The organism is Acidaminococcus massiliensis, from assembly GCF_900095825.1.
In the GTDB taxonomy this organism is placed as follows: domain Bacteria; phylum Bacillota; class Negativicutes; order Acidaminococcales; family Acidaminococcaceae; genus Acidaminococcus; species Acidaminococcus massiliensis.
In genome coordinates this window covers 2,423,461-2,443,919 of record NZ_LT608315.1, presented here as the reverse complement: position 1 = coordinate 2,443,919, position 20,459 = coordinate 2,423,461, and the positions used below count along the sequence as shown (strand labels likewise).

The window sequence follows — 20,459 nt, the reverse complement described above, 5'->3', positions numbered from 1 at the left end:
AATGTACGAAAAGGAACTGCGGGCCGCCAAGGTCCCCGCGGAACTCAAAAACTATGTAGGCGACTACTACCGGGCGCTGGTTGAGCGCGATAAAAAAGGATTGCTGGGGCGAGCGGAGCTGCTGTGCTTTACCCGCTTTTTAAACCTTGCCAAAAAATACCGTTTTGCCGCTGATGAAATGGCAACGATGTTTAAATTTTTAAACCTGCTGATTTATGTGGACCAGGACGGCAAGGCAAAGCACCTGGAACTATATCCAGCGCAGAAATTTATCATGTGCGGGATTTTCGGTTTACGTCGCCCGGACGGCGGGTATCTAGTAAATACCGCAAATATCTACGTTGCCAGGCGTAACGGGAAATCATTTTTATTATCCGGCGTCCTGCATTATCTCATGACAATGAGTAAATACCGAAACGAGAATATTATCCTTGCCAGCTGCAAAGGGCAGAACGCGGAAATCTGTTTTGATGAATTTGTGAAATTTATCGACAACGACCCGTATCTGGCGGAAACGTATACCAACGTAAACCGGACCGCTTGCTGGGCGAAAAGTCGGATTACCAACAACAAGCTGGATATGTTCCGGACCGGAAGCGGGGCGAAAAAATCCCTGGATGGATTTACAAACCGAGTTGCCGTCATTGATGAAGAAATGTTGTGCGATGAAATCATTACCAAAACCATCCAGGACGGGCAAGGGCATTATAAGGATAAATTGCTGGTGACTATGAGCACCGCGCAGTTTGAGATCGGCGGGACGAACCACAAAAAATGGCTGAGCTTAGAGAAAAATTTATTTGAGGGAACACTGCCGGACGAAAATTTCTTGTTTTTATGCGAACCGGATAAAGAGGATATAGCGAAAAAAGATTTTTCATCTATCAAGGTATGGGGCAAAGCGAACCCGGTCCTGCTTTTTCAGCAGGACGGATACACCGTCAAGGATTATATAAAAAAATCCTACACGGCTAAAGCCAGGGCGGCAAACGAGGTTAAAGGGTTTGAGCTGCAATCATTTGCAACAAAGCAATGCAATATTTGGTATTCCGCGGAAGATCGCGGGCTGTGTACGTTTGAGCAGATGAAAGCCTGCGGCGCGCCCGTCGGTTTTGCTGATGTTGTGGGCAAGGGCTATAAAGATTGGTATCTGGGCATTGACCTGTCCCACACTCTGGATTTAACCTCCGTTTGGTTTGGGGCTATCGTTAAGGAGCAGGACGGAAAAATTTTAAAAGCCGGGAGCCTTAAAGGAACCCCGCGGATGTTTTGCCACGTTGTGTCCTGGATGCCAAAAAACAAATTGCAGATGCACGTGGACGCGGATAAATTTCCGTATCGCGATTATGTGGATAAAGAGCTATTTTTATGTACCGGCGGGGGCGGGGAAAACATCGACGCCGGGCAGGTCCTGGAATACATCCAGGCGGCCATGGAAAAATATAGCCTGCATTATGTGACCATTGCCGCCGACCCCTACGGGATCGCGGGTATACAGGAGCACCTGGCGGAAATGTGCGACACGTTTATTTTGCAGAACCAAAGCCCCAAGGCGTTGAGCCAGTACATCGAAATCCTGTCCGGTCTCTGGAAGGATAAAGCAATCATCTACAGTGCCGGAAACGAAGATATTTTAGAAAAAGCCATGATGAACGCGGTAATGGTCAAGAATCCGACGGGTTATTATAGTCTGGAAAAAATCAGTTTGAGAGCTGACAGCAACGTGCGGATTGACCCGGTGGACGCCATGCTGACGGGGTTTATTGCCCCGTACATTGATTGGAACCGGGGCGACGTTGATGGCAACGAAGCCGTGGACGATTGGCTGGAAATGGTGAGAGGTGAATAAATGGTCACGCTGGAAGAAGTAAAGGAATACCTAAACATTGTCGGGGACGACGACGACAAAATTTTGAACCGTGAAATTTCCACCGGGTACGGCTACTTGATGGACGCCGTGGATGATTTTCAGGAAATCTATGATAGCAACGAAAGTTTCAAGGCCAAAGCCGACGCCTGGGTGCTTGATTTTTGGCTCCCCGACGCCTACGACAACCGGGAAGGCGGATGGGCTGAGGGCAGCGCCGGGATGGACCCACGCGCCCGCGCCATGATCACACAGTTACAGCTGTACAGAAAGGAATGATGGAATGGAAAATTTTAATTTAACCGGAGCCGTTTATGATTGCGAGGCGACCGATGAACTTGTGGCCGGTATCCAGGGCGCTGCGGAAGATTACAGCCTGGATATCAACAGCCCGGGCGGCGACGTATTCTCTGGGTTGACCATTGTAAACGCCATCCAGAACAACGAGCACAAGGCAACGGCTAACGTCCATGTTATGGCTGCCAGCATTGCCGCCATCATCGCCCTGGCTTGCGACGAAGTGGTGGTGGATGAAAACAGCGTCGTGATGTTGCATAACTGCTGGACCGTTGCAGACGGAAATAAAGAGGAACTGCAGAACGCCGTGGAAGCCATGAAACGGATTGACGCCATCCAGCGAAATATCCTGTCTGCCCATTGCCGGGACATCGACAAAGTAAGTGCGGCCATGGACGCGGGGGATTTTTGGATGACCGCCGACGAAGCCGCGGAATACTTTGATAACGTGGTGGTGAAAAAGGTGGAACGCCCTGAAGGTTCTCTGGCCGCCGTCGGGAGTTTATACGACCTGGTAATTAAATCCCGGGCAAATGCGGAAGAAAACAAGGACGACGAACCGGAAGAGGGTGGCGACGATGAACCCGCGGAACTTGACGAAGGCCAGCCGAAAAACCCTGAACAGGATGATAACGAAGACGGCGAAAAGAAGCCGGATCCAGATTCCGGAGAGGATGATAAAAAGCCGCAGGCGTACGTTGTCCCACCCGCCCTAGCTGCTTTATTTGCCAGCGTCGACAAAGAACTGGAGGCATAAATGTTTGAAAAAATCAAAGCCTATATCCGCGGGTATCCCCCGGCGAAACAGTACCAGAACCTGGCGCCGGTAGGATATGGCCGCACGTTTAACATCAGCCCAAACGCAGATGTGATTTTTGCAACATGCGTTAAAATTCTGGCTCAAAACCTGGCACAGTTCCGATGGACCGTTTACCGCCCGGATTCTACGGCGGAACCAGCTGCCGTTCCCGGCAGCGCAAACGTGCTGAATTACCAGCCGTACCCGGGAATTAACGCGTATGCGTTTTGGGAATACATGGAGAAACAGCGGCTTTTATACGGCAACGCTTTTGCGTATATCAACTGCGACCGTACAACGGCCCTGACTGCCCTGGTGCCCCTGGACGCCGGAAGTATGCAGGTAGTGTGGGATGATGCCAATATCCTGGATGGGCAACGAAAGCTGGTATACCGCTATACGGACCCCCGGAACGGCCAAACGTTTACGATTTTGCCGGAAGAAATTTTACATTTCCGGGCATTTTCCACCAACGGAATTTTAGGCCGCCCGGCTGGGGCTGTATTGCGCGATACCTTAGCGGCAAACGCGGAAGTGGAAGGCGCCATCCGGAGCACCATTTCCAACGGCTTTTCCGGAACCATCGTTTTGACGTATACGTCCGACTTGAGTAAGACTAAACAGAAAGAGCTGCAAGCACAAATAAAAGAGCTGCTGTCTAACAGTAACGCAACCATTTTGCCGTTACCCGCCGGGATGGAAGCAAGCAACATCACAAACGACGTCGGAAATTATTACCAGATCGTTAAAGAGTCCAAAGCGGAAGACATTTCTGCGCTATTCGGGATTCCGCTGGCCATGTTAAACCGTATGGGCGGAACCGGCGCGGCGACGTTTTCCGCGTCCCAGATGATGCAGTTCTTTTCCCAGACCATTGCCCCGATTTTGGAGCAATACGCCGCTGAATTATCCGTCAAGCTGCTGTCTGAGAGGCAGCGAAACGCCGGGTTGCGTTTTGGCACTGTAAATGATGTGTTTGACACACTGGATGCCCAAAGCAAGGCGTCCGTCCTGTGCAGCTATACCGGTGCCGGGATTTTAACACCTAACGAAGCCCGGGCCAGCCTGAAATATCCGCGATTGGACAGCCCCGAGGCTGATATGTTGACACAACGGGGCGGGACCGGCGCCCTGGGAGACAGCCCGGGGAATGAACAAGGAAATGAAGGAGGAGAAAATGGCAACGATTGATAAGACCGTAAAATTTAAAGCGGGAGGTAAAGAATACAGCGTATCCTATCCGCTGAAAGCCGTCATGGGGGCAGAACAGGAACTGCCGGGCAACAGCCTTTTTAAGGCCGTGGCTACGGCCAGCCTGACGAATTTTTATGTAATGCTGAAATGGGGCCTTATCGGCGGCGGTATGCCAGAAAACACACCGGCGGAAACGTTTGACGAAATCTGGGGCGCCGCCCTGGCCGAAATGAGCGCCCAAGACCTGTACATGAAGGTTTTGGTTCCCGCCCTGATGAAATCCGGGACGTTTGGAAAAGTGCCAAAAAACGTGGTGCCGGGGACCAAAAAATAAAATCCTATGAATCCGTTGCCGATTTAGCAACGGAACTAGAAAAAATTGCTTATGGGGAACTGAACCTAAAGCCGTGGGAATTCGAGCGGCTGACAGTTGGAGAGCTGGATGCCCTTTTTGAAGGATACATGCGGAGGGTAGATCGGGAAGAAGATATACTTATCAGGCGCGTATCCCTGCCTGTGTATCAGTCAATGCTGGGCAAACACGCCCCCACCTATGAGCAACTGACCGCCTACCGGCGGAAAAATAAAGCGCCGGGGAAGATGGACCCCGCCCTGGCCGAGAAATGGAGGAAAATCTTGAATGTTGCACTCCCTGGAATTAAAAAGGGAGCTGGCCGCCATCCAGGCCAGCCTGAAAAAGCAGATTGAAAACCAGGAACCGGTGAGCGCTGAGGAACAGCAGCGCCTGCAGGCCGCCCTGGACGAATATAAAAACGCCGTTACCGCGGAAGCCGCGGAGAAAGGAAAGAAGACGAACATGGAAAAAGTAACTAGAGGTATGATTAACGCCGCCCTGAAGGATTTCCTGCGCGGTGATCGCGAAAAAATGAACCAGCTGGACGCAACCATGAAAGCAGCGTTTCAGGCAACGGCCACCGGGCAGAACGGCGCCGTATCTGCTGACGGCGGGTTCCTGATTCCTGAAATCCTGCTTCCTATCGTGGAAAATGACCGGCAGGGCGTAGACCTGAGAAGCATCGTAACCGGCGTGACCGTTGGAACCCGTTCCGGCAAAATCCCCGTTATCGATTATGCTAACCAGGCAGGCGTGACCCTGGAAGCGTTTGACGAAAACAACAGCATTAAAGAAGGCAAAGCCGCATTTACCCAGCTGGCATTTACCCTGGCTAGCAAGGGCGCGCTTATTCCCGTGTCTAATGAGCTGATTCGGGACAGCGCCACCGATGTTGTGGCACTGATTGCTACCCTGTTTAACCGGATTTACATCAACGATGTTAACAAGGACATTTTGGCTAAAGCGGTGGCGCCGACTGACGTCAAGAAAAACACCGTTGCCGATTTTGGCACCGTCGCCGCCATCGACGCCATTAAAAAGGCCATCATTACCTGCCCGCTGGACGCCGGGGCCAATGCGTCCGTGGTGGTCAACCAGAACACTTTCGCCGCAATGGCCCTCGCCAAAGATACCCAGGGCCGCTACCTGCTGGCAAGAGACGCCAACAACGAAACCGTCCGGCAGATTGAAAGCCGCCCCATCCACGTAGTAGAAGGCGCCGCCCTGGCTGACAATACCGCCGTTGTGGGCGATTACAGAGCACTTTATCACATCGCGTTCCCCGCCCTGGAAGTACAGTCTAGCACGGAAGCCGGGTTCCGGACCAACAGCACTATTGTGCGGGCCGTGGCCAGATTTACCGACCTGAACACCTACGGCAAGTGCTTTACCGTCCTGAGCAAGGCCGGAGCATGATATGTTCCGGCGGAATCCGGGACGATTTACAGAGACTATAAAACTGATGAAGCCCAGCGCCCCTAAACGGGACGCCCTGGGCGGCGTCAGTGCAACGACCTACACGGAATTTTTAAAAGTGCGGGCGCTTGTGACCGTCAAAAGCCAAAGCAAACAGCAGATTATCGGAGACTATGCGACCGTTGATACCCGTTATTTCCTGGTGAGGGACACCCGCAAGACGTGCCCTGACCTGGACAGCACCTGGCGCCTGGAATGGGGCGGAAAAGCGTATAAAATCAACGACGTATTACTGATTGATGAAAGCCGCCCGGCTTATGTGCAGATTACAGCAACGGCCATTACGGGAGGCGGCAAATTATGACGTACAAATTGCCTTTTACCGCCATCAGTAAAGCCCTATATGCCACGTTAAACGGGCAAGGGCTGGAATGGTTCGACAGCGCGGTGCCAATTACCGAAATCGAGGACTATTTTCGGAGTCAGGCAGAATTTGCTTATGGGATTTTAGGCGCGGCTGACATGGACGCGCGGGACACCAAAACAGGCCCCGTGTGGACCATGACCATAAACCTACAAATTTACAGCAACTACCGCGGCCGCAAAGACGTTGCCCAAAAGTTGGAGGCTGTGTTTTGCCGCCTGGCAAGCCCGGACGGACGAGCGGCGTTAAATACCAGCTTAAATGCTGACGGTTTTACCCTGGTAGACCTGACCATCGGCGCCGTATCTATCAGTTTGCCGATTGTAGGCGACGCCGGAGAGTGGCAGAACGGAAGCATTAATTTAAAAATTCGTGTAGGACAATTTAAGGAGGAGTAATTTAATGAGCGTAACCATTACCGCGGAAAATTTGCCGCAATTTGACGGCGCGACCGGAATTTCCGGAAAAAAGCGCCTGTTATACGTAAACTATGGTACCGGGGCCACGGCTGAGGCCCCGAAATGGACTCTTATCGGCGGGGCTGAGGATTTTACTATGAGCCCGACGGTAAACACCCAGAGTAAGACAACGAAAGACAGCGGAGGCTGGTCCATTGCTGCTCCGACTGGAAAAAGTTTTGAAATCTCTTCTAAGTTGGTGGCAATCGCGGGCGATGTGGGGCAAAACGTGCTGAAATCCTTTGTTTACGACGACAAATGCACCGACAAAAACGCGTTGCAGTTTGCCTACGTGGACGTAGATAGCAAGGATTACATGCAGTTTACCGCCGTCGTTACGAGCTTTGAAGAAACCAGTGCGGCGGAGGACCTGGTGGAATATAGCATGAAGGCGACCGGGACCGGAAAGCCGGAGACGAAAACCGGGTTTACCATCGGGGCATAACTGAACAGGGCCGCCACCGCGGCCCTTCTTTATTATTATTTGAGGTGATAACGTGGAAACCATTGCAGAGCTGCAGGCAAGGATACAAAAATATACCGATGCAGGGTTTACCGCGGACGTCGTTAAAGCCGCCCGGGAAGCGCAAAATGCGACCTGCGACTATATCCGGCGTACCCATCCACAGACCGGGTTCGGCGGGATGGAAATCGCAAAATACATACAAAAAGGAAAATTTACGATTGAAAACGTAGGCGTGGTTAACGCCACAGTTTACGCAAACTATTTTGCCCGTTGGTACAACACGGGGGCATACGGCCGGGCCATCAGAAAACGAGGACCGCGGCAAGGTATGAAAGGCCCTGAATATGCACCACACGGAACTTATTTTGAAAAGAACGCGCAAGCGATTGAACAATATTTTACGGATTACCTTTTAAATTACTTAAAGGAACACATTGACCTGTAGGAGGTGAGAAAATGGCTGACGCAAAAATCAATCTTGAAACCTTTACCAATGATGAAGGGCTAAGACGGCTGAACAGCGCCCTGGCCGAAGGGACACAAGCCGCATCCGCCATGCAAAAGGAACTGCGCGACCTGGAAAAAGCCACGCAATCTGGCACCAACGCGACCTCCGAACAGGCCAAAGCGATGCAGGACTTGCGAGAAAAGTTAACCGCCCAGAAGCAGGTCAACGCAGAGTATAACAAGGCCATCAAAGACACAGTAAACAATCTGAAAAAGGTGGAAGAAAAACACAGCGCCCTGGGCCAGCTGATGGACAACGTGGCCGGGAAACTGGGCGTCAATACCGCGGCTTTTACGTCCTTGGACGTAGCCGCCGGGGCATTTGCCGGAACCCTGGCCGTCAAGGTTGCCTCTGCCATCGCACAATTTGTCCAGGACGTAGCCGCCATGGGGGCGGCAGCCGAAAAATCCGCGGCTATGTTCGCGGCCTGGAAACCGGCGGCAGAAGACGCGGCGGAAGCCGGGAAGCTGTTTAACAGCGTGGGGCGTGACACTAACTATGATTTAACCGCTGTCAAGCAGTGGGGCATGGACCTGGTTAATCTGGGGTATAGTGCAAACAACGCTGCCCACATGATTAAATTGTGCGCCGATACCGCTGCCGGGTTGGGGAAGGGACAGGCGGGGGCGGAAACGCTTATCCGGACTCTGGCCAGAATCCAGGCAACGGGCGAAGTATCCTCCCGGCAGATGAAAGAATTGCAGCAGTCCGGGCTGGATATGGACAAGGCGTTTGAATCCGTAGGGATGACCGCCGAGGAAGCCATGCAGGCCATGGACGACGGCACCCTGAACGCCCAGGACGCCGTAAAAAGCCTAACGGACTACATGCACACGTTTGACGGTTCCATGGCTGAAAGCAAGCAAAACATCATTGACGAATGGGGAGACGTCGAGGGCAACATGGTGACTATCTGTGCGGGCATTGGCGGCGCCATTTTTGAGGCTTTCGACAAATCCGGGATTGTGCAAACCCTGGTAGATTTTACCCAGGATTTACTGGACCTGGTGTGGAGCGACGGAACCAGCGCATTTAGTGAGTTTGGCAGCATTGCCCAATGGGCGCTGGATGCCATCGACGCTGGACTGGAAGTCGTCAGGACAGCGGTGAAAGCTGTAATCATTATTTTTTACAAGCTAAATGACGCCGCCCGGAATATCGGGAGCACAATTGCCGGTTATCTGGCACCCATCCTCCGACCCCTGCAAGCTATTTGGGACAAAGTAAAATCTATCGTGTCCACTCTGGGCGGCGCTGTCCAGGAATACGTCGGGACCGCGTGGGACGAACTAGTTGGGCCGCGAAAGGGCGTGCCCAAGGAATATAACGAGGACGATAACCACTTCCACACCGCTATCCGTGCACCTAAAGAAGAGAAAGGTACAAAAGAGCCGAAGGAAAAGAAGGAAAAGCTAACCGAAGAACAACGTCAGATTGAAGCGCTTATTAAGAAATACTCCGACTGGATCGCTATCAGACAGGCAAACGAAAAAGCAGCCATAGAAGAAATGAAGGTCCGGGCAACGATGCTGACCGGCGAGGCTAAAGCAGACGCCGACCGGAAGGTCAAACTGGCCGAATATAAAAAACAGTATGATGATCTTATTGATAGTTACGAAAAGGAAATCAAGCTGGCCGAAGGAATCGAAGATGACGAAACCAGACAGGCTGTTGCTGACCGTATTAGTGAGCAAGAACGAAACGCCAAAGAGCTTTACATGGCACAAATCGAAGCACTGCAATACGCCGAACGCTATAAACAGCAGCAGGCAAACAGCAAGGAGCTAATGGCCACGTTTGGCGCCGACCCGAACAGCATTAAAGCCTATGTGGACGCCATCAAAACGACCGTGACAGACGCAATGGCCGAAATCGACCAGGCTATGGCAACGGCGGGAGAAGATCAAGAAGCAGGCATTAACGGCCTGGCAAAGGTCCTGGGCATGAGTCCGGAAGCCATCAAGGACGAAATGGCCGCCAAAAACGAGACGTTGCAGGAATTTGTAGATAATTACAAGCAAAAATTGGTTGACGCTGGAGAGGCCGAAACGAACCAGGTCAAGAACACGAAAAACTGGAAAGACGCCATGGTCAGCTATTGGCAAGAAGCTGGCAAGAGCATGGGCGAGGCTTTCAGTAGCATTTTGACCGGGACAAAATCCGCGGGCGCGGCTCTGGGTGATTTCGTAAAGACGATTTTTCAAAACGCTTTAAAAATCGCGACGGAATGGTTAGGCCTGTTCGCTATCTACTCTATCGTAGGCGACCCGAAGCTGGCCGCCCGGTGGGCAGGGCACACCCTGTTTGGTATGGATTTTGGGAGCGTCACAAAGGGCAAGTTTGGTTTTGCAACCGGCGGGTACGTTGCCGGTCCTGGCACCGGGACAAGCGATTCCATCCCCGCCATGCTGAGCAACGGGGAGTACGTTATTACGTCTCAAGCAGTCAACCGAATTGGGCGGGACAACCTGGACGCCATCAACGCCGGACGCGTGCCTGACCTGGGGAGCAACGGGGGCGTTACCGCGATTTCCGGCGGAAACGTCACGTTAAACGTGTCAGCGGTTGACGCGTCCGGATTCAACGCATTTTTACAGCGCGGCGGCCTGGATGCCATCAAGCAGGCGTTGTTTGATAACAATCGTAATTTTGCCGCCGAAAGCGGGGTATGGTAATGGCTTTAAAAAAATTCCCCCAGGAAATCAAACACCTGACCTGGAACAGTAAATTTAAGCAAAAATGGAATACACAGGTACAGACGTCCGGATCCGGTATGGTCCGGACGTTGACGAACCAGCTTTACCCGCAATGGACCATTACGGAAACGTTTGGATTACTTGACGATGATACCGCCGACAAGCTAATGGCATTTGTTGCCAGTGTCAAGGGAGGATATGAGCCGTTTTTATGGCTTGACCACACACTCAACCGGGAGACCGGCCGGGCGTTGCCAGTCATCGTGCCGGGAAAATATCAGGCGGTTTGGAGCCTGGACGGATACGTGGAACCGGCGGAATACATCGAGGACGTGACCGTCTACGTGGACGGTAAAAAGCAGGCAAGCGGCTACAGTGTTTCCGGCGGCGTCATCAGCTTTTCCACGGCACCAGCAACAGGGGCTGTGGTCACGGCTGATTATACGTATTGGTTCAAAGTCCGGTTTTCCGACGATGGGGGAGAGTTAACCAGAGTTTTTGAGAACGTTAACAATTCCTCTAGCTTTAAGATGGACGTGGTGAGATGAAACAGGTAGATGCAAGCCTGACGGCGTATCTGAACACACAAAAACAAATACAAAGTTGCGATTTATACGATATTATCCTGGCAAACGGCAACCATTATTACTATACGGATGCCGACATTGATATCAACAACGGCGGAACGGTTTACCAACACGGCAAGCTGCTTTTTAAACGGCAGCAAATTAAACTGAACTCTACACTGACCGTTGACACGTTGAGCGTGACCATTTACGCCGGAAAAAACGATATGATCGAAAGCAAGCCCATCATGAAGGCAGCGCTGGACGGGACCATGGACCGGGCAAGGCTGCATTTAAAACGCTGCTTTTTCCGGGACGGTTCCGTGGTGGGAACCGTAGACCTGTTCGCGGGAAAAATCGAAATCAAGAACGCGGGCGGGTTGCAGCTGCAGCTATCCATCAAGGCGGAAACAAGCGGGCTGAACATGAATTTCCCCATACGGAAATATTATCCCCAGGGGAGTTTTTCCACCGGGTCCGGCGGCGTGATCACGGCGTCCAAAACAGATAGCAGCGCGGTGATTGCGCCGTATATCCCACGCAAGGAGGTGCTGTTATGAGCAATCAAGGCGACCAGATCGCCGCCGCTGCTTTAACCTGGTTGGGCACCCCACACGTAAACGAGGGAAAGGCTAAAGGTCACGGCGTGGATTGCGGGATGCTGTTAATTTGTAGCCTGGAGGACGCCGGACTGGTTAAGCGCGGTGAAATCAAAGTAAAACATTACTCAAACATGTGGCACCTGTCTCATGGGGATGAGTGGTTTAAATCCATCGTGGAGCGATATTGCGACAAGGTGGATGATATGGAGCGGGGCGACTTTTTACTGTATCAGTACGGACGTTGCGTCAGTCACGGCGGCGTTTATATGGGCAATGGCGTTGTCTGCCATGCCCGGGTGGAGCAAGGCGTTATCCTGTCCTCCGTAAATGACGTTGATTTTTTAGACGCCCACGGCAACAGCCGCCTCCGGGGGATTTATCGGTTTAGTACCAAAAAGCGAGACGAGGTGAGAGCGCATGGGGCTATTTAGAGGCCGGACCGTAACGACGCGGGCCAATAAAATCAGTGATTTTACCGTTGCCACAGCTAGCTACGGTGGCGCTGTCCCCGTAGTATACGGCACCAGCCGCCTGGCTGGCAACGTAATTTATTATGATGATTTTACCGCCCATGAGCATAAAGAGACGCAGCGGACCGGCAAGGGCGGCAAAAGTAAATCTGTATCCATTACGTATACGTACACCGTTGCCGTCATCCTGGGGTTGTGTGAGGGGCCTATCCATAGTATCGGCAAGGTGTGGCTAGGAAAAGACGTATATCAGTATCCCTCCGACCAAATCGGTATGACATTGTACGACGGGAGTCAGACCGCGCCGTGGGCGTACGTGCAGGGCAAGCACCCGGACAAGGCCCTGACGTATAACAACTTGGCATATATGGCCGGGGTTATCGACCTGGGCGATAGTGGCTCCATGCCTGATTATAACTTTGAGGTCCGCGGGATGCTGACCAACACCGGCGACGGGACGGACGCAAACCCCGCGGATGTAATCCGGGACATCCTGGACAAAGTAGGGCTGTCTGGCGTTGAAATCATTGGCCTGGATAACTACCGCAAGTATTGCCGGGAAGCTGATTTGCTCATTTCCAGCCCCACGGACACCACCGAGGCAAAGGCGGCCCACGACATTATTAACGAGCTAATGACGTTGACCAACGCGTACATGTTTTGGTCTAACAATAAATTTAAAATTGTATGCAAAGCTGACCGGCCGGTGGGCAGCTGGACGCCGGACACCGCCATCCAATACGATTTAACCGCGGATGATTTTTTAGAGTCCGACGGCGCCCTGGTGACGTGCCAGCGCAAGGACAGTTCAGAAATCTATAACCGTTTTCCAGTAGAATTTATTAGTCGAAAAAACAGCTACGAGACGGAAACCGTTGCCTACGAACTGAAAGACGATATAGCCGAATACGGCCTCCGGCAGGCCAGCAGCACAACAGCACACTGGTTTTACACAAAGGAGCGGGCCGTTAAAGTAGCTGAGCAGCTGGCAAGAGACGCCCTGTACGGGCGTAACAAATTTACGTTTAAATTGGGCTGGGCGTTTTGTCGCCTGGAAGTGGGCGACCTGGTAACATTGACGGACAGCGCCCTGGGACTGGATAAGACGCCCGTTATGATTGACAGCGTGACGGAAAACACGGAGGGAACCCTGACGTTTACTGCCATCAGCCGCCCGCCGATGAAAGCGACGAAACCGGCTTATGACGTACACGAAAACGATAGACCATACATTGATTACAACGCGGACGCACCGGACACGGACACGCCTCTTATCATGCAGCCGCCCGCGGAACTGACCACAAGCGGCCTGGAAGTATGGATAGGCGCCAAAGGCAAGGGCGACCTGTGGGGCGGGTGCGAGGTCTACGTTGCCGACGACGGGACCAACTACCGGGCGGCCGGGACCATTGCCAGCAGCGCCCGGGTAGGGACACTGGCCAAAACTATCAAAGCCACGGATACCAGCATAGAGGTTGCCTGTAATGGAACGTTTTTAAGCGGCAGCCAGCAGGACGCCGAACGCGGAAACACGTTGTGCTGGATTGACGGCGAGTGCCTGAGCTATCAGGGCGCCACGTTGCTAGACAACGGGCACTGGCAGCTTGACGGCTGTATCCGTGGGCAGCATACAACGACAGCCGCGGCCCATGACGCCGGAGCGCAATTTGCGCGTTTAGACGCAAGCCTGCTCCGTATCCCGTTTTTAAGTGAGGACGTGGGCAAAAAGGTATATTTAAAATTTGTGTCTTTTAACGTTTTTGGCGCCGGGGTGCAAGACCTGTCAGCCGTTAAAGCCTACGAATACACCATAAAAAAATACTACATTCCGCCGGTTAAGAACGTAAGGGCCTATAACCGTTACCGCCACCTGGCGGACGGGGTGAGCCGCTACGACATTGTTGTGCAGTGGGACGCCCCCGACCTGGACACGTACGCCGCCGGGCAGGTTTGGTATAAAACAAACGCCGGGCAAGCACAAGACCTGGCCGCGGTGGAAGGTGTGCCAGTCAGTGAACTGGGCTTTTATGGCAAGTGGATTTTCGGCGGACAGGGCAAGGATGAAGTTGTCATCCCCCAGGCCGTTGTCGGCGATACCTACGAAATTGCCGTTACCACCGTCGATAAATGGGCGGCCAGCACCGACCCCGACTTGGCGCCCGTGGTAAAAATCACTGTTGCCATCAAAACCGTGTTGCCCAACACGCCGGACGGGTTTACCGTTGCGTTCGGCAAGACGGCAACGGCGGAATGGGCGGAAGTCACCAATACGGACGTCATGTATTACGAAATCCGCCGGGACAATGTGCCGGGCGCCGAAACGGCGGGCCTGCTTGCCCGGACGACCGGGACGAAGGCAACGGTAGCGCTGACGGGACGGACGGGGAAACTGTACCTGTTCGCCCGGAACGCCCTGGGAAAATACAGCGCCCCGGCGGTGCTGAGCTACAGCAAGGCCGCACCGGCGACGCCCGACGCCCCCACGGTAAAAAACACAATGACCGGGTTCGCTGTTTCCGCGGCTGAGGGTATCCCGTCCGACGCCATCGGTATGGTGGTATACGTCAACGACGGGGACGCCATCAAGACGGAAAACTCCGTACTGAGCTATAACTGTGAACCAGGCGTATATGACGTACGGGTGGCGTTCTATGATATGTTCGGGGAGGGCGAAAAATCCGCCGAAACCCGGACGACAGTCAAAATTATCATTGACGCTGATAATATTAAAGATGAAGCCATCAGCCTGGCCAAAGTCGACAGCACTATAAAAGACGCCGTAAAAGAAGCGCAAGGGGTATCCGGCAAAGTTGCAGAAATCAAGAAAACCACGGACAGCCTACAGGCAACCGTTGCCGACGATAAAAAACAGCTTGCCAGCCAGATAACGCAGAACGCGGATAGTATCACGTCGATTGTTACGAACCTGGGCGACAGCGCGAAAGCGAAAGAAAACTATAGCGCCATCGCGCAGTTAAACGACGACATAGCACTCCGGGTTAAATCTGGGGAAATTATTTCCCAGATTAATCTGAGCAAGGAAGGGGTGCAGATTGACGGGAAACTCCTGCACGTAACCGGGGATACCCTGTTCGACAAAAACGTTGTAGTTAAAGACATGATTCAGGCCGGGGCCGTGACGGCAGACAAAATGGCGGTTGACAGCTTGAGTGCAATAACGGCGACCATCGGCACGTTACGGACGGCGACCACGGGGGCGCGGACAGAAATCAAAGATAACTTGATTTTAGTGTACGACGGTAACAACGTGCTTAGAGTGCGCATGGGGGTGTGGTAATGTACTGGGCTTTAATCGCGGCTGTAATCGTTGCCGTGGTGTTGGCGGCAACGAAGAAGAAGAAGAAGAAAAGCACGACGACCACGGAAACGACGACAGTAACGACGACAGAACCCGTGAAAATCACCGGGAAAACGCCGGAACCCGTTGCCGTAACGTATTACGTTGACGGGCAGAAGAAGGAGGGGACGTTAAAAGTGGCGCAGGGGTTGCAGGTATTCGATTCCAGCGGAAACGTTGACCTGGATATTACGGACAATCTGGCAAAAGTCGTTGCAACATTGGACATTTCCGGGAATGGCGGCAGTTATAGCAGTGATATGTTAAAAAATGCGAGTATCTGGTGGGCCTTGCTGTTGCCCACCAGTAGCCAAAACATTTATTTACCTAGCAGTATTACGACGTCAAGCGGAAAAGTTACGTGGAGCGCGTCATCCTATGTTGATTCCAGTGGAAACACACAGAGCCACGCCATTGACAGCGGGGTAAAGTTGGTAGTGGGGGTGTACTAAATGAGTACCAGCGGAATAACCGTATACAATACTAATAAGGCTTTAGTGCTGGACGAAAATTACCAAAATTTTTACCTTACAGAAACGGGAACGGCGGAGCCTGCATATCTTGACAGTACGACAGGCTACAGGGCGACAAAATACGAAGGAACCATTGCCAGAAACCCATTGAGAATTGACGGAACGGAAACGAGCGAGCAACGCCGTTTGCCTTATGAAATTATGCTGTCAAACAATGAAAAGATCGTGGCCGTGGGGTGCAGTTCTTCAAACCTGTACAAAACGTACACGTTCAAGAATGAGCCACAGACAGCGGCGGCCCACGGAACAGGGTTACAGGTTTTTAATTCCGCTGGAAAATGCATATACGATTCCACGTGGAAACGTTTAAGGATTTTAAATTTTGGAAGCGGCGGCTATAAGTTGCCGACAGACCGGGAACTTGCCATTGTAACGTGTTCGGTGAACTGGGAAACTGGCATTATACCGGGGAACAATACGCAAGGCGGTTGGATTATTTACGGTATTTCCGCTGTTGTGCCAGAAAACGGATACACGAAGTTGAAAAATTACGTTTACAGGGGTGCGCCTATTGGTGGGAGCTATTGGGACGGGTTACCGCGTCCGGCCGCCTGTATGGTTATAGACGTTACGGGATATTAAAGGAGTGAGTAAATGAAGCGTCAAACATTTCAGGCCCCGGAAATCCGGGACGAAAACAACAACATCATCAGCGCCGGGACGTACGGTAAGGAAACGGCCCTGGTTAACGCCACGAATGACGGGGTGTTGGACTACATCAATAATAACCTGCTGTACCTGCACGACAATATTACAGGCGGCGACGGCAGCACGGTAAACGCCGACACCATCACGGGTAAAACGGCAACGATTACGGACATCACCGCCACCACGGTAAATGCCGACACCATCACAGGGGCGCTGACCGGGAATTTAACGGGCAACGTCACCGGGAATGTAACGGGCGACCTTGCAGGTACGGCGGCGAAAGCCACGGCAGACGGGGCAGGGAACAAAATTATAGATACGTATGTTACAAAGACGGCCCTTGCTCAATCTGTCACCACGGCTTCCCTGTCCGTCAGCGGAACAGCCACGGCCCCCACGGCGAACGCCGACAACAACAGCGCCACGATTGCCACCACGGCGTTTGTCAAGACCGCGGTAGCTAATTTGGTGGATTCCGCCCCGGATGCTTTGAACACGCTGAAAGAACTGGCCACGGCGTTGGGGAACGATGCGAATTTTTCCACCACGGTAACAAACGAGATTGCGGCGAAGGTTGCTAAAGCCGGCGACACCATCACGGGGCCGATTCTGTACGAAAAAACGCCCAGTGACGGTACGGAACTGGTCAATAAAAACTACGTTGACAATTCTATCAGCACCGCCCACAGCTACATCAAGCGTTCCACGGCGTACAGCGTGGGGGACGTTCTGGAATCCCCGAACCTTCCCCCGGGATGCGTAATCGTTGTAACAACGGCAGGTACAACGGGTACAGCTGAACCCGATTGGAGTAGCATAAAATCCAGCCTGGGGGGGGTAATAACTGACGGAACTGTAACATTTTATATTAACGATACACTGAGCAAGCACAGTGTGGGGGATATTGTCTACAAGCCGCTGACAAAGACGGGGGAACATGAGTATCTGTTGCCGTTGGACGGGCAGACGATTGACGGAACAACGTACAAACGGTTGGTGGATTATCTGGGGACGACTACGCTACCCGATTTAAACGGCAGGTATCTGAGAGCGGACACGACACCGGGAACCATGGTGGCGGCCGGGTTGCCGAATATTACAGGGAAGTTTGACGGCGGATTCCTTATTGATAGGGGTGAGAAAACCTTCACAGGGGCTTTTCAATATGGTGGTACAAACAACGCCGGGAATAATGAATACGGCGACCCAGACAGTGTTGACATTCGTACTGATTCGTTTGGTGGAAAACTGGCGGAAATTAAAATTAATGCCAGTGCGTCCAATGCCATCTACGGCAACAGCGATACCGTTACCCCGTTAACCTACACTGTCCGTGCTTATATTGCTTATGCATAAAGGAGCTGATTTTATGGCAACATTGACGGATGGAAGCATGACGGGCAAGGTACTGTCCTTACCCGAAGCGTATAAACTGATTGAGGATTTAACCACGAATTTATCCGCTTTAAAAACAAACATGGAATATCACGCCGGGGATGTGATTTCCCGTGAAATCAGAACGGTAGGGTTTATTACCGGTGGTGGGGCTTATGTAAATTTTCTCATCCCATTATCTAAACCTGTAGGGAATGACGTTTCGACCATAACGACAGCTTTCACGACTTTTACCGTCCGGCAAATTTGAGCAATCAAACGAACAACGCCAGTTGCGGCGTTGCGGCTAAATTTACCATAAAATTTGCGTGAGGTGCATTAATGACCGACATTCTTATCAACGTTTTTAACGTAATCATCGGCCTTTTCATCGGGGCCGTGTCCGGCTACGCTTATGCGTATTTTTCCGGGCTGAAAGCCATGCGTAAGGGTATGCAGTTAATCCTTCGTGGTTGCCTTAACGATATGTACGTCCAATTTCAAAAACAGCCGCCCACAGCGGACGAAAAACAGAATTTTGAAGAAATGTTTTCCGTCTACGAAAAATTGGCGGATAACGGGGTGATGGACGCAAAACACGATGCGGTATTGCGGATGAAAGAAGCGATAAAATGATTAAACGCCTGTTGCGCCAACTTAACCGCTGGAAATCCGCGGTATTGTCCCCCATGGGCTTTATCATGATTATAGCGGCCGCCCTGCTTTTCGAACTTTGTCTTATGCCTATGGCATGGACAACGGGGTGGGTGTACCGCTTAAATTCAGATTGGTATTTCCGTATGCTGGACGAATTGCGAAAAAACGTCAATACCAGTTTTGCCCCGGCGGTGATTTCCGGGGCAATTTTAATTGCCGGGTATCTTGTCAATCGCAACCACGATAAAATCCCGGACAAACTGGAAGGAGAAAACAATGCTGAAAGAAATCCAGTTCCAGAGGAACAAGCAGGAAATTTTTGCAATGGACGAAAATTATAACGTAATCGGGCAATGGGAGTGCCGTTCTGACTTTTTCCCGGGATACAACGAAGAGGGCGACCCGCGGGGCAGCTTGCCCAACGGCGACTATACCCACGCAAGCGCGGAAATCACGGACGGGTGCTACGGCCCCGCCTACGGGAATTTTTATATCACGTCCGGTGACCCGCGGGGGCGGGACATTCACGGGGGCGGCAGCGACCTGGAGGACCCGTACGCGGATTATCAAGGATGGGAGCCGACCTACGGTTGTTTGCGGATGCAGAACGCCGACGGGGTGGAGCTGTCCCGTATGATTATCGACGCCGGGAACGACGTCATGTTGACAGTGAGGGATGAATAAATGAAAGGGGTTGATAGAATTGCAGAAATTAAAAACCGTATTCGCGGCCTGTTGCCTGTCATTGCTGCTGTTTGCGTTGCCCTGTTATGCGGCGCAATCATTGGATACCAGTACCGGGCCAGAGAAGATGTATACATTGAGCGAGCAGGAGTTAACGACGCTGGAAAGGAACTCCAGAGAATTAGCGAGAATCAACGAGGAATTACAGAGGACCTGCAACGGGCAGGGAGTACAGTTAACGACCTTGCAGGAACAGTTAACGCAAGCACAGGAACTGTCACAGAAATTGAAAAGTCAAATAGACAGATTAACAGCGCAATCGGCAGAGCAACAGAGCTTAATCAAGAGAACCAACGAATCATTGCGGAAATTCGCGCAAGAGGAAAAGCGAACTAGGCTCCGGCTGAAACGACAACGGAACGCCTGGGAAGCCGCCGCCGCCCTGCTTGCTTGCGTTGCAATTAAAAAATAAATCGTTGCAAAGTATTACGCCCGCTTTATGCGGGCGTTTTTTTGTTTGCCACGAAAAAATCGTGCGTTTAAATCGTTTTACAGCATTTTTATTTTTGTCCGCTTATGATTTATCGCAGGAAACGGGAAACGCGCCAAAAAGCGTTTAAAAGCACAATAGAGGCAAATGTATATTTTCAGAATTGTTTCAGAAAATATACGTATAAAATTTTAAAAAATATACGTATAAACTCTTGCAATTTATACGTATATGTGATACTATATAGTCACAGGGAAGAAGGAACGCCCTGGAGAACTTGAGAACGGCACCGGAAAACGGAAGCCGTCAAAGGAGGAAAAAATCATGAAGAACCTGAAAAAGACCGTTAGCGAAATCAAGACCTGCCCGCAAGGCATGGGCGCCTATTACGAAGTGTTTTACAATCGGGCAACCGATGAACTGTTCACTTGCTTCCAGGTAAGCCTGGGGCGCAATTCCTGGACGGAATTTAAAAACCCCCAAATCGTAAAAATCGGCGAATTTGAAAAGCCGGTAACGATGAAGGAACTGAAACAACTGGTTGAAGAAGCACGGTAAACCGGTGGGGCGAAAGCCCCACCACCATTTGAAAGGAGC

At 51.9% G+C, this 20,459-nt stretch carries 24 protein-coding genes; all 24 read left to right on the top strand.

Features of this window, described 5'->3' with window-relative positions:
* Position 1: 1 nt before the first annotated feature.
* Positions 2 to 1,849, top strand: coding sequence for a terminase TerL endonuclease subunit (locus BQ2657_RS11715; RefSeq protein WP_075580775.1), 1,848 nt, complete (start codon positions 2 to 4; stop codon positions 1,847 to 1,849).
* Complete coding sequence (locus tag BQ2657_RS11710; protein WP_075580774.1) at positions 1,850 to 2,146, top strand: head-tail connector protein; 297 nt, start codon at positions 1,850 to 1,852, stop codon at positions 2,144 to 2,146. It begins immediately after the preceding gene.
* A gap of 4 nt (positions 2,147 to 2,150) precedes the next feature.
* Positions 2,151 to 2,921 carry an ATP-dependent Clp protease proteolytic subunit gene (locus BQ2657_RS11705; RefSeq protein WP_075580773.1) on the top strand — a complete coding sequence of 257 codons (771 nt, stop codon included), beginning with the start codon at positions 2,151 to 2,153 and terminating at the stop codon, positions 2,919 to 2,921.
* A complete protein-coding gene (locus tag BQ2657_RS11700; protein ID WP_075580772.1) occupies positions 2,922 to 4,154 on the top strand; it encodes a phage portal protein in 1,233 nt (410 codons plus the stop codon). It begins immediately after the preceding gene.
* Positions 4,141 to 4,491, top strand: coding sequence for a hypothetical protein (locus tag BQ2657_RS11695; protein ID WP_075580771.1), 351 nt, complete (start codon positions 4,141 to 4,143; stop codon positions 4,489 to 4,491). Before BQ2657_RS11700 ends, BQ2657_RS11695 begins: the two co-directional genes overlap by 14 nt.
* Positions 4,492 to 4,797: 306 nt before the next feature.
* Positions 4,798 to 5,928, top strand: a complete 1,131-nt coding sequence (locus BQ2657_RS11690) for a phage major capsid protein (RefSeq protein WP_075580770.1) — start codon at positions 4,798 to 4,800, stop codon at positions 5,926 to 5,928.
* 1 nt (position 5,929) lies between these two features.
* Positions 5,930 to 6,292 (top strand): phage head completion protein, encoded by a 363-nt coding sequence (locus tag BQ2657_RS11685; RefSeq protein WP_075580769.1) that lies wholly within the window; start codon positions 5,930 to 5,932, stop codon positions 6,290 to 6,292.
* Positions 6,289 to 6,750, top strand: a complete 462-nt coding sequence (locus BQ2657_RS11680; protein WP_075580768.1) for a hypothetical protein — start codon at positions 6,289 to 6,291, stop codon at positions 6,748 to 6,750. Before BQ2657_RS11685 ends, BQ2657_RS11680 begins: the two co-directional genes overlap by 4 nt.
* Positions 6,751 to 6,754: 4 nt before the next feature.
* Positions 6,755 to 7,255: a phage tail tube protein gene (locus tag BQ2657_RS11675; RefSeq protein ID WP_075580767.1), complete on the top strand. Its 501-nt coding sequence runs from the start codon at positions 6,755 to 6,757 to the stop codon at positions 7,253 to 7,255.
* A gap of 52 nt (positions 7,256 to 7,307) precedes the next feature.
* Complete coding sequence (locus BQ2657_RS11670; RefSeq protein ID WP_075580766.1) at positions 7,308 to 7,721, top strand: hypothetical protein; 414 nt, start codon at positions 7,308 to 7,310, stop codon at positions 7,719 to 7,721.
* Between the two features lie 11 nt (positions 7,722 to 7,732).
* On the top strand, positions 7,733 to 10,459 hold the full coding sequence (locus tag BQ2657_RS11665; protein WP_075580765.1) for a hypothetical protein: 2,727 nt from the start codon (positions 7,733 to 7,735) through the stop codon (positions 10,457 to 10,459).
* On the top strand, positions 10,459 to 11,028 hold the full coding sequence (locus tag BQ2657_RS11660) for a DUF2460 domain-containing protein (protein ID WP_075580764.1): 570 nt from the start codon (positions 10,459 to 10,461) through the stop codon (positions 11,026 to 11,028). Before BQ2657_RS11665 ends, BQ2657_RS11660 begins: the two co-directional genes overlap by 1 nt.
* Positions 11,025 to 11,606: a baseplate hub domain-containing protein gene (locus BQ2657_RS11655; RefSeq protein ID WP_075580763.1), complete on the top strand. Its 582-nt coding sequence runs from the start codon at positions 11,025 to 11,027 to the stop codon at positions 11,604 to 11,606. The genes BQ2657_RS11660 and BQ2657_RS11655 overlap by 4 nt, the downstream gene beginning before the upstream one ends.
* Complete coding sequence (locus BQ2657_RS11650) at positions 11,603 to 12,079, top strand: NlpC/P60 family protein (RefSeq protein ID WP_075580762.1); 477 nt, start codon at positions 11,603 to 11,605, stop codon at positions 12,077 to 12,079. Before BQ2657_RS11655 ends, BQ2657_RS11650 begins: the two co-directional genes overlap by 4 nt.
* Positions 12,066 to 15,416 carry a phage tail protein gene (locus BQ2657_RS11645; RefSeq protein ID WP_075580761.1) on the top strand — a complete coding sequence of 1,117 codons (3,351 nt, stop codon included), beginning with the start codon at positions 12,066 to 12,068 and terminating at the stop codon, positions 15,414 to 15,416. The genes BQ2657_RS11650 and BQ2657_RS11645 overlap by 14 nt, the downstream gene beginning before the upstream one ends.
* A complete protein-coding gene (locus BQ2657_RS11640) occupies positions 15,416 to 15,928 on the top strand; it encodes a hypothetical protein (protein ID WP_075580760.1) in 513 nt (170 codons plus the stop codon). Before BQ2657_RS11645 ends, BQ2657_RS11640 begins: the two co-directional genes overlap by 1 nt.
* Entirely contained in the window at positions 15,929 to 16,591 is a 663-nt protein-coding gene (locus BQ2657_RS11635) for a hypothetical protein (RefSeq protein ID WP_075580759.1), read from the top strand.
* Positions 16,592 to 16,603: 12 nt separating this feature from the next.
* Complete coding sequence (locus BQ2657_RS11630) at positions 16,604 to 18,013, top strand: hypothetical protein (RefSeq protein ID WP_075580758.1); 1,410 nt, start codon at positions 16,604 to 16,606, stop codon at positions 18,011 to 18,013.
* 13 nt (positions 18,014 to 18,026) lie between these two features.
* The gene (locus tag BQ2657_RS11625) at positions 18,027 to 18,302 is read left to right on the top strand and encodes a hypothetical protein (protein WP_075580757.1); all 276 of its coding nucleotides are present in this window, start codon (positions 18,027 to 18,029) and stop codon (positions 18,300 to 18,302) included.
* Positions 18,303 to 18,373: 71 nt separating this feature from the next.
* A complete protein-coding gene (locus BQ2657_RS11620; protein ID WP_075580756.1) occupies positions 18,374 to 18,667 on the top strand; it encodes a hypothetical protein in 294 nt (97 codons plus the stop codon).
* Positions 18,664 to 19,029 (top strand): hypothetical protein, encoded by a 366-nt coding sequence (locus BQ2657_RS12920; RefSeq protein ID WP_143224887.1) that lies wholly within the window; start codon positions 18,664 to 18,666, stop codon positions 19,027 to 19,029. The genes BQ2657_RS11620 and BQ2657_RS12920 overlap by 4 nt, the downstream gene beginning before the upstream one ends.
* A complete protein-coding gene (locus BQ2657_RS11615) occupies positions 18,965 to 19,372 on the top strand; it encodes a hypothetical protein (RefSeq protein WP_075580755.1) in 408 nt (135 codons plus the stop codon). The genes BQ2657_RS12920 and BQ2657_RS11615 overlap by 65 nt, the downstream gene beginning before the upstream one ends.
* Complete coding sequence (locus BQ2657_RS11610) at positions 19,373 to 19,768, top strand: hypothetical protein (RefSeq protein ID WP_143224886.1); 396 nt, start codon at positions 19,373 to 19,375, stop codon at positions 19,766 to 19,768.
* Between the two features lie 418 nt (positions 19,769 to 20,186).
* Positions 20,187 to 20,420 (top strand): hypothetical protein, encoded by a 234-nt coding sequence (locus BQ2657_RS11605; protein WP_075580753.1) that lies wholly within the window; start codon positions 20,187 to 20,189, stop codon positions 20,418 to 20,420.
* Positions 20,421 to 20,459 lie beyond the last annotated feature (39 nt).

Coding starts and splice junctions, on each gene's coding strand:
- BQ2657_RS11700 (WP_075580772.1), top strand. CDS start 2,922: ATGTTTGAAAAAATCAAAGCCTATATCCGCGGGTATCCCCCGGCGAAA.
- BQ2657_RS11655 (WP_075580763.1), top strand. CDS start 11,025: ATGAAACAGGTAGATGCAAGCCTGACGGCGTATCTGAACACACAAAAA.
- BQ2657_RS11635 (WP_075580759.1), top strand. CDS start 15,929: ATGAGTACCAGCGGAATAACCGTATACAATACTAATAAGGCTTTAGTG.
- BQ2657_RS11685 (WP_075580769.1), top strand. CDS start 5,930: ATGTTCCGGCGGAATCCGGGACGATTTACAGAGACTATAAAACTGATG.
- BQ2657_RS11680 (WP_075580768.1), top strand. CDS start 6,289: ATGACGTACAAATTGCCTTTTACCGCCATCAGTAAAGCCCTATATGCC.
- BQ2657_RS11630 (WP_075580758.1), top strand. CDS start 16,604: ATGAAGCGTCAAACATTTCAGGCCCCGGAAATCCGGGACGAAAACAAC.
- BQ2657_RS11690 (WP_075580770.1), top strand. CDS start 4,798: ATGTTGCACTCCCTGGAATTAAAAAGGGAGCTGGCCGCCATCCAGGCC.
- BQ2657_RS11605 (WP_075580753.1), top strand. CDS start 20,187: ATGAAGAACCTGAAAAAGACCGTTAGCGAAATCAAGACCTGCCCGCAA.
- BQ2657_RS11650 (WP_075580762.1), top strand. CDS start 11,603: ATGAGCAATCAAGGCGACCAGATCGCCGCCGCTGCTTTAACCTGGTTG.
- BQ2657_RS11610 (WP_143224886.1), top strand. CDS start 19,373: ATGAAAGGGGTTGATAGAATTGCAGAAATTAAAAACCGTATTCGCGGC.
- BQ2657_RS11640 (WP_075580760.1), top strand. CDS start 15,416: ATGTACTGGGCTTTAATCGCGGCTGTAATCGTTGCCGTGGTGTTGGCG.
- BQ2657_RS11645 (WP_075580761.1), top strand. CDS start 12,066: ATGGGGCTATTTAGAGGCCGGACCGTAACGACGCGGGCCAATAAAATC.
- BQ2657_RS11705 (WP_075580773.1), top strand. CDS start 2,151: ATGGAAAATTTTAATTTAACCGGAGCCGTTTATGATTGCGAGGCGACC.
- BQ2657_RS11675 (WP_075580767.1), top strand. CDS start 6,755: ATGAGCGTAACCATTACCGCGGAAAATTTGCCGCAATTTGACGGCGCG.
- BQ2657_RS11660 (WP_075580764.1), top strand. CDS start 10,459: ATGGCTTTAAAAAAATTCCCCCAGGAAATCAAACACCTGACCTGGAAC.
- BQ2657_RS11665 (WP_075580765.1), top strand. CDS start 7,733: ATGGCTGACGCAAAAATCAATCTTGAAACCTTTACCAATGATGAAGGG.
- BQ2657_RS11695 (WP_075580771.1), top strand. CDS start 4,141: ATGGCAACGATTGATAAGACCGTAAAATTTAAAGCGGGAGGTAAAGAA.
- BQ2657_RS11715 (WP_075580775.1), top strand. CDS start 2: ATGTACGAAAAGGAACTGCGGGCCGCCAAGGTCCCCGCGGAACTCAAA.
- BQ2657_RS11710 (WP_075580774.1), top strand. CDS start 1,850: ATGGTCACGCTGGAAGAAGTAAAGGAATACCTAAACATTGTCGGGGAC.
- BQ2657_RS11625 (WP_075580757.1), top strand. CDS start 18,027: ATGGCAACATTGACGGATGGAAGCATGACGGGCAAGGTACTGTCCTTA.
- BQ2657_RS12920 (WP_143224887.1), top strand. CDS start 18,664: ATGATTAAACGCCTGTTGCGCCAACTTAACCGCTGGAAATCCGCGGTA.
- BQ2657_RS11620 (WP_075580756.1), top strand. CDS start 18,374: ATGACCGACATTCTTATCAACGTTTTTAACGTAATCATCGGCCTTTTC.
- BQ2657_RS11615 (WP_075580755.1), top strand. CDS start 18,965: ATGCTGAAAGAAATCCAGTTCCAGAGGAACAAGCAGGAAATTTTTGCA.